Annotated in this window: 14 protein-coding genes and 1 riboswitch; of the genes, 4 read left to right on the top strand and 10 right to left on the bottom strand. The window is 73.2% G+C overall.

Translation table 11 applies throughout. The features are described from left to right. Positions 1-159 precede the first annotated feature (159 nt). The 9 genes from CD790_RS08985 to CD790_RS08945 form a co-directional block, all read right to left on the bottom strand. Positions 160-618 carry a PH domain-containing protein gene (locus CD790_RS08985; RefSeq protein WP_144382499.1) on the bottom strand — a complete coding sequence of 153 codons (459 nt, stop codon included), beginning with the start codon at positions 616-618 and terminating at the stop codon, positions 160-162. 84 nt (positions 619-702) lie between these two features. After that, positions 703-1,551: an ATP phosphoribosyltransferase gene (gene hisG, locus CD790_RS08980; RefSeq protein WP_144382498.1), complete on the bottom strand. Its 849-nt coding sequence runs from the start codon at positions 1,549-1,551 to the stop codon at positions 703-705. 80 nt (positions 1,552-1,631) lie between these two features. Then, positions 1,632-1,904 (bottom strand): phosphoribosyl-ATP diphosphatase, encoded by a 273-nt coding sequence (locus tag CD790_RS08975; protein WP_144382497.1) that lies wholly within the window; start codon positions 1,902-1,904, stop codon positions 1,632-1,634. A gap of 103 nt (positions 1,905-2,007) precedes the next feature. After that, on the bottom strand, positions 2,008-2,493 hold the full coding sequence (ribH, locus tag CD790_RS08970; protein WP_144382496.1) for a 6,7-dimethyl-8-ribityllumazine synthase: 486 nt from the start codon (positions 2,491-2,493) through the stop codon (positions 2,008-2,010). A gap of 201 nt (positions 2,494-2,694) precedes the next feature. Then, on the bottom strand, positions 2,695-4,026 hold the full coding sequence (locus tag CD790_RS08965; protein WP_144382779.1) for a bifunctional 3,4-dihydroxy-2-butanone-4-phosphate synthase/GTP cyclohydrolase II: 1,332 nt from the start codon (positions 4,024-4,026) through the stop codon (positions 2,695-2,697). Between the two features lie 137 nt (positions 4,027-4,163). Further along, positions 4,164-4,871, bottom strand: coding sequence for a nicotinamide mononucleotide transporter family protein (locus CD790_RS08960; RefSeq protein ID WP_144382495.1), 708 nt, complete (start codon positions 4,869-4,871; stop codon positions 4,164-4,166). Continuing rightward, the gene (locus CD790_RS08955; RefSeq protein WP_144382494.1) at positions 4,868-5,500 is read right to left on the bottom strand and encodes a riboflavin synthase; all 633 of its coding nucleotides are present in this window, start codon (positions 5,498-5,500) and stop codon (positions 4,868-4,870) included. Before CD790_RS08955 ends, CD790_RS08960 begins: the two co-directional genes overlap by 4 nt. Position 5,501: 1 nt before the next feature. Next, entirely contained in the window at positions 5,502-6,707 is a 1,206-nt protein-coding gene (gene ribD / locus CD790_RS08950; protein ID WP_144382493.1) for a bifunctional diaminohydroxyphosphoribosylaminopyrimidine deaminase/5-amino-6-(5-phosphoribosylamino)uracil reductase RibD, read from the bottom strand. Between the two features lie 163 nt (positions 6,708-6,870). Further along, a riboswitch (FMN riboswitch) is annotated at positions 6,871-7,001 on the bottom strand. A gap of 611 nt (positions 7,002-7,612) precedes the next feature. Then, positions 7,613-8,806, bottom strand: coding sequence for an ROK family transcriptional regulator (locus tag CD790_RS08945; protein ID WP_144382492.1), 1,194 nt, complete (start codon positions 8,804-8,806; stop codon positions 7,613-7,615). Between the two features lie 139 nt (positions 8,807-8,945). Between CD790_RS08945 and CD790_RS08940 the strand changes: the two genes are divergently transcribed. The 4 genes from CD790_RS08940 (at position 8,946) to CD790_RS08925 (ending at position 13,314) form a co-directional block, all read left to right on the top strand. Then, positions 8,946-10,268, top strand: coding sequence for an MFS transporter (locus CD790_RS08940; protein ID WP_144382491.1), 1,323 nt, complete (start codon positions 8,946-8,948; stop codon positions 10,266-10,268). Then, entirely contained in the window at positions 10,265-10,987 is a 723-nt protein-coding gene (locus CD790_RS08935; protein WP_144382490.1) for a helix-turn-helix transcriptional regulator, read from the top strand. The genes CD790_RS08940 and CD790_RS08935 overlap by 4 nt, the downstream gene beginning before the upstream one ends. After that, positions 10,984-11,838, top strand: a complete 855-nt coding sequence (locus tag CD790_RS08930) for an isocitrate lyase/phosphoenolpyruvate mutase family protein (protein WP_144382489.1) — start codon at positions 10,984-10,986, stop codon at positions 11,836-11,838. Before CD790_RS08935 ends, CD790_RS08930 begins: the two co-directional genes overlap by 4 nt. Before the next feature lie 63 nt (positions 11,839-11,901). Then, on the top strand, positions 11,902-13,314 hold the full coding sequence (locus tag CD790_RS08925; RefSeq protein ID WP_144382488.1) for a uracil-xanthine permease family protein: 1,413 nt from the start codon (positions 11,902-11,904) through the stop codon (positions 13,312-13,314). 58 nt (positions 13,315-13,372) lie between these two features. On the opposite strand, the gene CD790_RS08920 is transcribed toward CD790_RS08925, so the two are convergent. Further along, positions 13,373-14,212 carry a helix-turn-helix transcriptional regulator gene (locus tag CD790_RS08920; protein WP_144382487.1) on the bottom strand — a complete coding sequence of 280 codons (840 nt, stop codon included), beginning with the start codon at positions 14,210-14,212 and terminating at the stop codon, positions 13,373-13,375. Positions 14,213-14,245: the final 33 nt, after the last annotated feature.

Here is a 14,245-nt window from a genome sequence, read left to right as displayed (position 1 = left end):
GTTCGTCGCCCCGGCACCCGCCGGGGCGGCGCGGTGCGACCGGCGGTGTTCCCGGGGCGTCTGACCGCGCGTCGGCCGTCCGCTGGACGACCGCTGGACGACCGCGCCCGGCCTGTCCGGTCTATCCGTACTGTCCGAGCTGTCCCGAGCTGTCCGGGCTCAGCGCTTCGGGCCGTGGCCCGTGCCGTGTTGCTCGACGAGCGCGCGCAGGGCGCGGGCGTCGTTGATGGCCTGCGCCTTGGCGATACCGGGCTGGATGCCCATGGCGGCCAGGCTGGTGCCGTCCGAGAGGTCCAGCAGCACCCAGGGGTCGCCGGGGCGGAGGTTGACCCGCACCACCTCCGCCCAGGCCAGGCTGCGCTTGGAGGCGACGTTGACGACCGTCACGCCCTCGGCGTCGGCGACCACCTTGGGCCGGCTGAGCAGTACCAGCACACTGAGGAACAGCAGGCCGGTGAAGACGAAGCTGACCTTCTCACCGGGGCTCAACCGGGAGAGCAGCAGTCCGGTCGCCGACAGGCAGACCGCCACGGCGACGCCGACGGTCAGCAGCACCAGCCGGGTGCGGGTGGGGCGGAAGGTGACCGGGAGCTCGGGAAGGGATGCGGGGGCGGACACGGCGTCGGTCTCTCGTCGGCGGGTGATGGTTGGATGCGGCTGCGGCCCCGGGCCGGGCCGAGACCCGGCCCGGGGCTCGGCTGCTCAGAGCCGGCAGGCGTGGATGCCGGTGGTCAGGATCGCCCGGGCACCCAGCTCGTAGAGCTCGTCCATGATCCGCTGGGCGTCCGCGGCCGGCACCATCGAGCGGACCGCCACCCAACCCTCGTGGTGCAGCGGGGAGACGGTCGGCGACTCCAGTCCGGGGGTGAGCGCCACGGCCTTCTCGACGTGCTCCACCCGGATGTCGTAGTCCATCATCACGTACCGCCGGGCCACCAGGACGCCCTGCATGCGGCGCAGGAACTGCTGCACCTTCGGGTCGTCGGCCGGCGCCCCGACGCGGCGGATGACGACCGCCTCCGACTCCAGGATCGGCGCGCCGATGACCTCCAGACCGGCGTTGCGCAGGGTGGTGCCGGTCTCCACGACATCCGCGATGATCTCGGCGACGCCGAGCTGGATGGCGGTCTCGACGGCCCCGTCGAGGTGGACCACGGAGGCGTCCACGCCGTTGTCGGCCAGGTGCTTGGTGACCAGGCCGGGGAAGGAGGTGGCGATCGTCATCCCGCCGAAGTCGCCCACGTCCTTGGCGGTGCCGGGACGGGTGGCGTAGCGGAAGGTCGAGCCGGCGAAGCCGAGCTGCATGATCTCCTCGGCCTGGGAGCCGGAGTCGAGCAGCAGATCGCGCCCGGTGATGCCGATGTCCAGACGGCCGGAGCCGACGTAGACGGCGATGTCGCGCGGGCGGAGGAAGAAGAACTCCACCTCGTTGGCGGCGTCCACGAGGACCAGTTCCCGCCGGTCTTTCCGCTGCCGGTAGCCCGCCTCATGGAGCATCGCCGACGCAGGCTCGGACAGAGAACCCTTGTTGGGAACGGCGATGCGCAGCATGAGAGCGATTTCCTTCGTGCGTGGGAACGTTGGATGGTGCGGGCGGGTCGGTCGGCGGGCGGGTCGGTCGGCGGCCGGGGTCAGAGGTGAGCGTATACGTCGTCGAGGGAGATCCCCCGGGCGACCATCATCACCTGGAGGTGGTAGAGCAGCTGGGAGATCTCCTCCGCGGTGCGGTCGGCGCCCTCGTACTCGGCGGCCATCCACACCTCCGCGGCCTCCTCGACGACCTTCTTGCCGATGGCATGCACGCCCTTGTCCACCAGCTCGGCGGTGCGGGAGGTGCTGGGGTCGCCCGAGGCGGCCTTGTGCTGGAGCTCCGTGAAGAGCTCCTCGAATGTCTTGTTGGCCATGGTGCTCCTAGCCTACGGGGTCCCCGGCACCGTTCGGCGCTAGGGCTCGCGTCCACGCCGGACCCGCCTCGGCGCGGGTGTCCGGCGCGGCGACGGGTGTCCGTCAGTGCCAGGGCTCGGAGACCGAGCGGAGGGTGACGGCGGTGGCGACGGCTGCGGTGACCGCCTCGTGGCCCTTGTCCTCGTTGGAACCGGGCAGCCCGGCCCGGTCCAGCGCCTGCTCCTCGGTGTCACAGGTCAGCACGCCGAAGCCGACCGGCACACCGGTGTCGACACTGACCTTGGTCAGGCCCTGGGTGACTCCCTGGCAGACGTACTCGAAGTGGGGCGTGCCACCGCGGATCACCACGCCGAGCGCGACGACGGCGTCGTAGCCGCGGCCGGCCAACACCTTGGCGACGACCGGCAGCTCCCAGCTGCCGGGCACGCGCAGCACGGTCGGCTCGTCGATGCCCAGGTCGTGGAGGGCACGCAGCGCGCCGTCCACCAGGCCGTCCATCACCTTCTGGTGCCACTGCGCGGCCACCACGGCCACGCGCAGGTCGCCGCAGTTCTTCACGGTCAGCTCGGGTGCGCCCTTACCGCTCATGTCTCTCCTCGGTGCAGATCGTGCGTGTATCGCTGTGGGGGATGTACCGGACTACGGGGAATACGAGATGGGGGTGTCGACGGGGTCGACGGGTGACTCGCCGACGCCTTCCGCCGGTTGCCGCCGACATGCCGACCGGTCGTCGTGGGCGTACGCGTCGAGAGCCCACCGGCGGGTCGTCGCCGGCGCCTCAGCGGCGACTCACTGGTTGCCGCAGGCGGAGACGGGCTCGGCGCGCTCACGCTCGCGTTCACCCTCCAACCAGGGCAGGTCGTGCCCCATCCGGTCCCGCTTGGTGCGCAGGTAGCGCAGGTTGTGCTCGCCCGCCTGGACCGGCATCGGCTCCCGCCCGGTCACCCGCAGGCCGTGCCGCACCAGGGCGGCGGTCTTGTCGGGGTTGTTGGTCATCAGGCGCAGCGAGCGCACGCCGAGGTCGGCGAGGATCTGCGCGCCGGCGGCGTAGTCCCGCGCGTCGGCGGGGAGCCCCAGCTCCAGGTTGGCGTCGAGTGTGTCGTGGCCGAGCTCCTGGAGCTCGTACGCGCGCAGCTTGGGCAGCAGCCCGATGCCGCGCCCCTCATGACCGCGCAGGTAGAGCACCACGCCCCGCCCCTCGGCGGTGACCCGCTCCAGCGAGGCGTGCAGCTGGGGCCCGCAGTCGCAGCGCAGCGAGTGGAAGACGTCGCCGGTCAGGCACTCGGAGTGGACCCGGACCAGGACGTCCTCGCCGTCGCCGAGCTCGCCGGCGACCAGGGCGATGTGCTCGACGCCGTCGGTGGTGGAGCGGTAGCCATAGGCCCGGAACTCGCCGAAGGCGGTGGGCAGCCGCGTCTCGGCCTCCCGCCGTACGGTCGGTTCGGCGGAGCGGCGGTAGGCGATGAGGTCCTCGATGGAGATGATCGCCAGGCCGTGCTTACGGGCGAACGCGACCAGCTCGGGCAGCCGCAGCATGGTGCCGTCCTCGCCGGCGATCTCGACGATCGCGGCGGCGGGGCGCAGCCCCGCGAGCCGGGCGAGGTCGACTCCGGCCTCGGTGTGGCCGTTGCGGACCAGGACGCCGCCGGGGCGGGCGCGCAGCGGGAAGATGTGGCCGGGGCGGGCGAAGTCACCGGGGACGCTGTGCGGGTCGGCGAGCAGCCGGAGGGTGGTGGCCCGGTCGGCCGCGGAGATGCCGGTGCTCACGCCGTGCTCGGCGGTGGCGTCGACGGAGACCGTGAAGGCGGTGCCCATGGACTCGGTGTTCTGCGCCACCATCTGCGGCAGCTCCAGCCGGTCCACGTCGGCGCCCTCCAGCGTGGCGCAGATCAGGCCCCGGCACTCGCTCATCATGAAGGCGACGATCTCCGGGGTCGCCTTCTCGGCGGCGACGATCAGGTCGCCCTCGTTCTCCCGGTCCTCGTCGTCGACGACGACCACCGGGCGGCCCGCGGCGATCTCCGCGACGGCGCGCTCGACGGGGTCGAGCACCAGCCCGTCGCCCCAGCCCGGTGCGGGGTCCGCGGCCGACGCCCTCCCCTCGGCCCTGGCGTCCGGCATCGCGTGCGCCGTCGCGTCCGCTTCGGCGTCCGGGCCCGCGCCGCCGACCATGGCGACGTCCCTGTCCTGCACACTCCGCAACACGGTCATTCCGCGTCGTCCTCCGTTCATCGTCGCGGCGTCCGTCCGCACCTCGGTCATGACAGCGCTCCTTCCAACACGGGGGCGCCGGTACCCGTGTCGGCGTGGCCGGTGGTCGCGCGGTCCTCGGCCTTGCGGGAGTGCAGCCACCAGTCGCGCGCGCCCCACAGGACGAGGGCGAGGTAGATGACGTACACAAGGCCGGAGAAGGTCAGCCCGCTGCTGAAGGCGAGCGGAACACCGACCACGTCGACCAGCAGCCACGCGAACCAGAACTCGACCAGCCCACGGGCCTGGGCGACCATCGCGGCGAGGGTGCCGGTGAAGATGTAGGCGTCGGGCCAGGGGTTCCAGGAGAGGTCGGGGACGGCGGTGAACAGGCCGCCCACGGCCAGGGTCCCCAGCGCCGTGCCGACCAGCAGCGCGAGGCGCTCCCGGCCGGTGGCGAACCGCACGGCGACCGCGCCGCCGCCGGCCTCCGGGCGGCCGCTCCGCCACCGGTGCCAGCCCCAGACGGCCACTCCCATGACCAGCAGCTGCTTGCCCACACCGCCGCTGAGCTGAGCGGAGGCGTAGGCGGCGACCAGGATGGCGCCGGCCGCGAACTGGGTCGGCCAGGTCCACACCGAGCGCCGCCAGCCCAGGGCCAGGGCGGCGAGCCCCAGGGTGTTGCCGATCAGGTCGGACCACAGGAGCCGCTGTCCGAGGACCTGCCCGGCCCCGCTGTTCAGCCAGTTCAGCCCGTCGACGGCCGCGGCGCTCATTGGACGTCTTCCTTCTGCTTCGTATCGTGCCCGTCGCGGCCCTCATGGCCGAGCATCCGCTCGACGTACTTGGCGACGACGTCGACCTCGAGGTTGACCGGGTCGCCGACCTGCTTGATGCCGAGGGTGGTCAGGGCGAGCGTGGTGGGGATCAGGCTGACGGTGAAGTGGTCGTCGGCGGCGTCGACGACGGTCAGGCTGATGCCGTCGACGGTGATGGAACCCTTCTCCACCACATAGCGGGCGATGCCGGTGGGCAGCGAGATCTTCACCACCTCCCAGTGCTCGGCCGGGGTGCGGTCGAGGATGGTCCCGGTGCCGTCCACGTGGCCCTGGACCAGATGGCCGCCGAGCCGACCGCCCAACTGCATGGGGCGCTCCAGGTTGACGCGCGCGCCGGGGACGAGGGCTCCGAGGCTGGAACGCTTCAGGGTCTCGGCCATGACATCGGCGGTGAACTGACCGTCGGCGGTCTCCACCACCGTCAGACAGACGCCGTTGACGGCGATGGAGTCGCCGTGTTTCGCGTCGTCGGTGACGAGGGGACCGCGCAGTCGGAAGCGGGACGCGTCGCCGAGGTCCTCGACGGCGACGACCTCACCCAGTTCTTCAACGATGCCCGTGAACACGTCAGTTCTCCTCGGAGTCGGTGTCGGTGCTGGTGTGGGTGGTGGTGCGGGTGCTGGTGTGGGTGGAGCCGGTGGCGCCGGGATCGGTGTCCGCGGCGTCGTGGGCGATGCCGGCGGTGGGTACGTCAGTGTCGGCGGTGGGTACGGCGGTGATGCGCAGATCGGGGCCGAAGCGGGTCACGTCGGTCACGTCGAGGCGCAACGCCTCGGCGATGGTGGTGATTCCGGCGTCGGTGAGCGCGGCACGTCCGGCGCCCAGCAGCACCGGGGCGAGGTACCCCACGACCTGGTCGACGGCGCCGGCGGCGACGAAGGAACCGGCCAGCGTGGGCCCGCCCTCCAGCAGCACCGAGCGCACCCCGCGCGCGTGGAGGGCGGCGAGGAGGGCGTGGATCCCCAGGCCCGTGTCGTCGGCGGGCAGGCGCACGATGTCCACGCCCGGCAGATGGTGGGTGTCGGCCTGCTCGGACACGGCGATCAGCGTCGGCGCGGCGTCGTCCAGCACCCGGGCGCTCGCCAGGATCATCGCGTTGGTGTCCACGACCACCCGCAGCGGCTGGGTGACCCCTTCACGGCCCCGTACGGCCAGGTGCGGGTCGTCGGTGCGCAGCGTGCCGGAGCCGACGACGACGGCGTCCGCCTCGGCGCGCAGCCGGTGCACGTCCGCGCGGGAGGCGGCCGAGGTGATCCAGCGGCTGGTGCCGTCGGCGGCGGCGATGCGGCCGTCGAGTGTCGCCGCGTACTTCCACACCACGTACGGGCGGCCGAGCCGGGCGGCGGTCAGCCAGGCGCGGTTGCCCGCCTCGGCCTCCTCGGCCAGCAGACCGGCCTCCACCTCCACGCCGGCGGCCACGAGGGTGGTGGCGCCGCCGGTCGCGGCGGGGGTGGGGTCGGCGACGGCGTAGACCACGCGGGCGATCCCGGCGTCGAGCAGCGCCTGGGCACAGGGCCCGGTGCGGCCGGTGTGGTTGCAGGGTTCCAGGGTGACGACGGCGGTGCCGCCACGGGCCCGGTCGCCGGCCGCGCGCAGCGCGTGCACCTCGGCGTGCGGCCCGCCGGCCCGCTGGTGCCATCCCTCTCCGACGGGCCGGCCGTCCTGATCGAGGATCACGCAGCCGACGACCGGGTTGGGGCTGGTGTGCCCGAGGCCACGGGCGGCGAGCGCGACGGCGCGGCGCATCGCTTGGGCTTCGGCTGCGGTGGCCACCGGGTCCTCCTGCCTCTTCGGGCACGGACTCCGGGGCTGTCGAAGAACGACAGAAGCGGGAACGCCGCACGACACGTACGCGGCCGCGCCCGACGCGGACCGCCGCCGCGCATGCGCGGGTACGAGCCGTCGCCGACACGACGACGCACCGGTGCTTCGCCCGCCGCGCACTGCCTCCCATCCGGACTTTCACCGTCGGTCCAGGAATTTCACCTGGTCAACCGGCCGCTGGCTGCGGACGGGTCGCGGACTGTAACCGCCGGTTCGGATTTTCACCGACCCCGGAGTGCGCTGACGTCACTGGTACGCGACCAGTGTGCCACGGCTCATACGAGCGGATGGAGGCGGTCTCCGTGTGGCTTCTCTCACCCGTTCACCTGGTGAGACGCCGATGCCGAACACGTCGCGTCAGGTGTTCCCGCCGTTCATCATGTTCGCGATCGCCCGAACACGCCGTCGCTCTCAGCCGCGCGGTGGGCCGTCGGCGGTGGGCGGTGGGCGGTGGGCGGTGGGCGGTCCAGAACTGCTCGAGGAGCCGACCGGACTCCCGGGGTGCCCCGAACGTGCGGGGCTCGGCGGGACGTCGGCGAACACCGGGCGGTGAGTCGCTCCCCAACCGCCTCCAGCGGCAGCCGGGGACCGGAGCCGCCGCCCGCGTCCCGCTCCTCCCCCGGCTGTCGCTGGACGACATCGAGCCGCGCATCCGCCTCGGCGCGGCACCACTCCGCGTCCTCCTTCGCCGAGATGGGGCGCCCCAGCTCCGCGCGACGCCTGCGCGGGTGCGGGGGCGGGCGGGAGCGAGGGCCGGTTCGGACGGCGTGACCGGGGCACGGGCGCGGCGACCGGGCCGCGCGATCCGGGCCGTGCCGCGGGACGCGACCGTCCGGCCGGGAGCGGAGGCCCCGTCAGACGGGGGCTCCGAAGAGGTCGTTCTGGGCGGCGTCCATGGCCGTGAGGACGGCGCCGCGCAGCACGGCCTCGCCGCCCAGCTCTCCCGCCCGCACCTCGGTGCGCAACGGGGACATGCCTGCGACCCGGGCCTCCACCAGACGGGCCAGCTCGGCGCCCCCGGCCCGGCCCAGCTCGCCGCCGAGGACGACGCGGCCGGGGTCGAGCACGGCGCAGGCCGCGGCCGCGCCGATCGCCACGCGGGCGGCGATCGCGGCCAGGAAGGGCTCGCCACGGGCCCCGGCCGTGGCGGCCGCGCGGACGGCCGCCTCCGCGTCGGCCGTGGGCCAGCCGTGCGCGCCGGCCAGCTCCCGGACCGCGGCGCCGCCGACCAGGGCCTGGAAGCCACCGCCGCAGTCGGTCGCCGAGGGCAGCGCGCCGGTGCCGGGCACCGGGAGGAAGCCGATCTCGCCGGCTCCGCCGGAGGCGCCGCGCCGCAGCGCACCGTCGAGAACCACGGCCGCGCCGACACCCTCGCCCAGCCACAGCAGGACGAAGGTGTCCCGATCGCGGGCGGCCCCGTTCCGCTGTTCGGCGACGGCGGCCAGGTTGACCTCGTTCTCCAGCAGCACCGGGGCGGCGAAGCCGCTGTGCAGCGCGGCCGCCAGCCGCCCGTGCCAGGGCGGCAGTCCGGTGCCGGAGTTCAGCTCGCCGGTCGCGGGGTCGACCAGGCCGGGCGCGCCGACGGCGAGGGTGTGCGGCGGCACCGCGCCCGCCTCCTTCACCGCGCGTTCCACCAGCTCCACGGCGCCGCGCACGGCTCGGTCGGGGTCGGCGTCCGGAGCGACCGGCATCGCCGTCTCGACGAGGACTCGACCGAGCAGGTCGGCGACGCACACCGTCACGCCGTCGGTGCGGGCGTCGACGCCGACGAGGTGCGCACGGTCGGTGACGATCCCGTACAGCCGGGCGTTGGGGCCCCGACGCTCGGCCCCGGCCTCGCCCATGACCGCGATCAGGCCGGAGTCCCGCAGCCGTTCGACGAGGTCGGCCACCGTCGGCCGGGACAACCCGGTCATCGCCTTGAGCTGGCCTGCCGTCAGGGGGCCGTGTTCCTGGAGGAGTCGCAGGGCGAGGCGGTCGTTGATCGCCCGTGCCGTGCTCGGGGAGGCGGTACGGGGCGCGCCGGCCGCCCGTCTCGACGCTGTCATGGCGAAATCCTATATCTATCAGGAAGGCTCCCTGATAGTTTCCCTCGGCAAGGGAACGTGGAACGTGGTGGGCCGCCGGCCGCGAAGGTCAGGGAGGGTGGGTAGCAGCATGGGCAGCCGAGTCGAGGAGGAACCACGCATGGCCGAGGTGCGACGGGCACGGCTGGCCGTCGCGGCCGTGTTCGCCGTGCACGGCGCGGTGACCGGCAACTTCGCCACCCGCATCCCCTGGATCCAGGAGCAGTTGGACATCAGCGCGGGACGGCTCGGTCTCGCGCTCGCCTTCCCCGCGATCGGAGCGTCGCTCGCCATGCCGCTGGCCGGCTGGGTGAGCCACCGCCTCGGCGCCCGCGCGGCACTCCGTGGGCTGCTGGCCCTGTGGTGCGCCTCGCTCGCACTGCCCGCGGCCTCCCCCGGTCTGGTCTGGCTGTTCGGCGCCCTCTTCGTCTACGGGGCGACCTCGGGGATGGCCGACGTGGCCATGAACGCGCTCGGCGTGGAGATCGAACAGCGACTCGGCCGATCGATCATGTCCGGGCTGCACGGCATGTGGAGCGTGGGCGCCCTCATCGGGTCCGCCGCCGGCACGGTCGCCGCGCACGCCGACGCCGACGCCCGGCTGCACCTGGGCATCGCGGCCGCGGTGCTCACCGTCCTCGGGGTCATCGCCTGCCGATGGGTGCTCGACCTGCGCGGCGCCCCCGAAGAACACCCGCCGCCGCGCTTCGCCCTGCCACCGCGCTCCGCGCTGATCATCGGCGCGGTGGGCTTCTGCGCGGTCTTCGCGGAAGGCGCCAGCCTCGACTGGTCCGCCGTCTATCTGCGCGATGTCATGGACTCCTCCCCCGGTCTCGCCGCCGCCTGCACCACCGCCTTCGCCTGCACCATGGCCGCCGCCCGGCTCGCCGGCGACGCGATCGTGGCCCGGCTGGGCCCGGTCCGGACCGTGCGCGGCGGCGGCGCGCTCGCCACGCTCGGCGGGCTGCTGGTCGTCGTGGCACCGCACCCCGCCGTCGCCATCGCCGGCTTCGGCTGTGTCGGCCTGGGCATCGCGGTGGTCGTCCCGCTCGCCTTCGCCGCCGCCGGCCGCAGCGGCCCCGCCCCCAGCCAGGCCATCGCGGGCGTCGCCACCATCACCTACACCTCCGGCCTGATCGCCCCCGCCGCCATGGGCTCGATCGCCGACCTGACCTCCCTCACCACCTCCTTCGCTCTCGTCACGGCCCTCGCCCTCGGTCTGGTCGTCGGCGCCGGCGTGCTGCGGGGCGGGTCCGGCCCCAGCCCCGCCCAGGCCGCCTCGGCGCCTTCCGCCGAGGGTCGCTCCGGCGCGGGCGGGTCCGTCCCCAGCGGCTCCGGTCCGGGCGGTTCCGTCAGCCCCGGGTCCGTCCCCGGCGGTTCCGCAATCCAGGAGACGACGGTTCGGCGGGCGCCGAACGATGGCGGGAGCATCATGGAGCGATGACCCACCCCGAGCCCACCGGGCCACAACTCGCCCGTCTCGCCGCGCTACTGGCCGACGAGACCCGCGTCCGTTTCTGCCTGGCGCTGCTCGACGGCCGGGCGTGGACCGCCGGAGAGCTGGCCCGGCAGGCGGGGGTCGCCGCCTCCACGGCCAGTGAGCAACTGAACCGACTGGTGGACGGCGGTCTGCTGGCGGAGGAGCGGCAGGGGCGGCACCGCTACCTACGCCTGGCCGGCCCCGAGGTCGCCCAGCTGATCGAGGACCTCTCCGCGTATGCGGCACCTCCCTCCCCACCGCGGACCCTGCGCGTCGCCGGCGCCAGCAGCGCCATGGCTCGCGCCCGCACCTGCTACGACCACCTGGCCGGCCGGCTCGGCACCGCCATCACCGCGGCCATGCTCGAACGCGGCCTCCTCCAACAGCACACGGGCTTCGCCCTCACGGACGACGGCCTCGCCTGGTTCCGCGAGTTGGACATCGACCTGACGGCCGCCCCGAGCGGCCGTCGCCCGATGGCCCGCGGCTGTCTGGACTGGACGGAGCGCCGGCCGCACCTGGGCGGCCGCGCCGGCGCGGCCCTGTATCGCCATGCGCTGGAGGCCGAATGGTGCGTGCGCATCGGCAGCCGACGCGCGCTCCGTGTCAGCGACACCGGCCGGCGGGCACTCCGCCGGTTGCTCGACCTCGACCTGCTCGACCTTGAGGGGACCCGACCGTGACCACGGCCACCACCGAACGTTGCGCCGCCTTTCGCCGACTCCACCACACCGACCGCCCGCTGCTGCTCCCCAACGCCTGGGACCACGCCAGCGGCGCCGCGCTGGCCCGGCGCGGATTCCGCGCGCTGGGGACCACCAGCCTGGGCGTCGCCGCCGCGGCCGGGCTGCCGGACGCGACCGGCGCCGCCCGCGAGGAGACGCTCGCCCTCGCCCGCGGCCTGGCTCGACTGCCGGTGCTCGTCAGCGTCGACATCGAGGGCGGCTTCAGCGACCGCCCCGAGGAGGTCGCGGTACTCGCCGCCGAGCTGGCGGCGGCCGGAGTGGTGGGCGTGAACATCGAGGACGGCCGCTCCGAGGGGACGCTGGCACCCCTCGGACGACAATGTGAGGTCATCACGGCCGTCAAAGAGCGGGTGCCCGAACTCTTCGTGAACGCCCGGACCGACACCCACTGGTTCCCCGCGCTGGCCGGGGAGACCGCTCCCCCGCTGTCGGCGGCTCTCGAACGGGCCGAAGCCTATGTCCGCGCGGGCGCCGACGGCGTCTTCGTGCCCGGCCTGACCGACGAGAAGGACATCGCGACACTGGTCCGGGACCTGGGGCAGGCCCCGCTCAATGTGCTGTTCGCCCCCGGCCGGCACCGCTATGAGGTCCTCGCCGAACTGGGTGTCGGCAGGGTCAGCTGCGGCTCGCTGCTCTTCCGGGCCGCCCTGCACCGAGCGGTGGAGCTGGCCTGGTCCATCGAGCACCCCGACGCGGATCCGAGCAACCTCCTCTCCTATGAGCAGGCACAGACCTTGTCCTACGATTTCGAGGCGGAACTGCCGGAGGACCCTCCCATCACGGGATGAACCTCCCTTACGGCCCATTAACATTGCTCCGATCCCCCCGCGTATCGATGAAGTGGAGCAGTCATGGGCCTGGGCCTGCGCTGGACCCTGCACGGCGACGGGCGCACCCCCGCCCCCGGAGCCGTCGTCAGACCCGATGAGCGGCTGTCGTGGCCCCGGACCGCGGGGCTCGGCGCTCAGCATGTGGTCGCCATGTTCGGTGCTTCCTTCGTCGCTCCGGTGCTCATGGGTCTCGACCCGAATCTCGCCATCATGATGTCGGGCGTCGCGACCATGATCTTTCTGGTCGCGACCCGTGGCCGGGTCCCCAGCTATCTCGGTTGCAGCCTCTCCTTCGTGGGGGTGGCCGCCGTCATCCGGGCGCAGGGCGGCGGCAGCGCGGCGGTGACCGGTGCGATCTTGGTCGTCGGCGCGGCCCTGTTCCTCAGTGGGCTCGCGGTCCAGCGCTTCGGTGCGCGGATCATCCACGCGGCGATGCCCCCCGTGGTCACCGGCGCCGTGGTCATGCTGATCGGCTTTAATCTCGCGCCGGTCACCGCGCGCACCTACTGGCCGACCGACCAGTGGACGGCGCTGCTGACGATGCTCTTCACCGGGTTGGCCGTGGTCTGTCTGCGCGGCTTCTGGTCGCGGATCGCGATCTTCCTGGGGCTGATCTTCGGCTATGCGCTCTCCTGGACCCTGGACCGGATCTTCGGGAAGATCCACTCGGTGAACGGCGGAACCCAGGCGGTGGACCACTGGCGGCTCGACCTCTCCGAGGTGGGATCCGCCGACTGGATCGGGCTCCCCTCCCTGCACGCCCCCAGCTTCGAGTGGTCGGCGATCCTCGTCGCACTTCCGGTGGTGATCGCGCTCATCGCGGAGAACGCCGGCCATGTGAAGGCGGTGGGCGAGATGATCAACGATCCACTGGACGACAAGCTGGGCACGGCCATCGCGGCGGACGGCGCCGCGACGATGCTGTCGACGGCCGTCGGAGGCCCCGCCAACACCACCTACTCCGAGAACATCGGCGTGATGGCCGCCACCCGCGTCTACTCCACCGCCGCCTACTGGGCAGCCGCCTGCTTCGCGCTCCTCTTCGGCCTGTGCCCCAAGTTCGGCGCGGTGGTGGCCGCGATCCCCGGCGGTGTCCTCGGCGGCATCACGGTGATCCTCTACGGCATGATCGGTCTGCTCGGCGCCCAGATCTGGGTGCACAACGACGTGGACCTGCGCAATCCGCTCAACCTGGTGCCGGTGGCGGCGGGCGTCATCATCGGCGTCGGCGGTGTCAGCCTGAAGATCAGCGACAACTTCGAGCTGAGCGGCATCGCGCTCGGCACGATCGTCGTCATCACCGGCTACCACGTGCTGCGGGCCCTGGCCCCCGCCCACCTGAAGCGTCAGGAGCCACTGCTGGACTCCGGAACCAGCGCCTACGACGACAAGGGGGCGGGCACGGGGACGGCCACGGGAACGGGGACCGACTGACCCGGCTCCCACCGCCGGCGGCCCGCCCTCCCGGGGCCGCCGGCGGACGAACAAGGCCTTACACCGTGAGGTCCTGAAGTCCCAGCACACGGAGCAGCTCCAGTCGTTCATACGATTCGGTGCCCGGTTGGGCGGTATAGACGATCAACCGTTGGGCGTGCTCGGCGCTCAGCAGCACCTCGCACTCCAGCTCCAGCAGCCCCACCATCGGATGCTCGAAGCGAGTGATGGACGAGCGCTGCACAGCAACCTCGTGCGCCTCCCACAGGGCGGCGAACTCCGCACTGCCAGACCGCAACTCGGCGACCAGCGCGGCAGGGCCGGGGTCGTCGGGGCGGGCGGCGAGCACCGCCCGCAGGTTCGCCACATGCGTCCGTGCGTGCCGCTCACGGTCCGCCGCGGGCGTCAGCGAGGGGCCTGGTCGCTCGGTGAAGAACCGGCGGACCATGTTCCGATCAGCCGGCGGCCGGGCGCTCACGTCCCCGACCAGGGCAGCCGCCAGCGCGTTCTGCGCCAGGATGTCGCCCCAGTCGTTGGTGACCTGCGCGGCGGCGTCGTACAACCGGTCCAGCACGCGCAGTATGCCGGGCGGCACATGCCCGGAGGTGCCGCGGTCACGCGGCGGCTCCTCACCGGCCAGGTGGAAGAGATGGTCCCGCTCGTCGTCGGTCAGCCGCAGCGCCCGGGCGAGCGCGGTCAGCATCTGACGGGACGGACGCGGGCCGCGCGCCTGCTCCAACCGGGCGTAGTAGTCCGTGGACATGCCGGTGAGCTGGGCCACCTCCTCTCGGCGGAGGCCGGGCGTGCGGCGCCGCGCGCCCGGCCCCAGTCCGACGTCGGTGGGTGCGAGGCGTGCGCGGCAGCGGCGAAGGAAGTCGGCGAACTCGTTGCGATCCACGCGTTCATGGTCCCCTCGCTGACGCAGAGTAAC

Origin of the sequence: Streptomyces sp. SAJ15 (genome assembly GCF_007595705.1) — a bacterium.
Taxonomy (GTDB): Bacteria; Actinomycetota; Actinomycetes; order Streptomycetales; family Streptomycetaceae; genus Streptomyces.
This window is presented reverse-complemented; position numbering and strand designations above follow the sequence as displayed.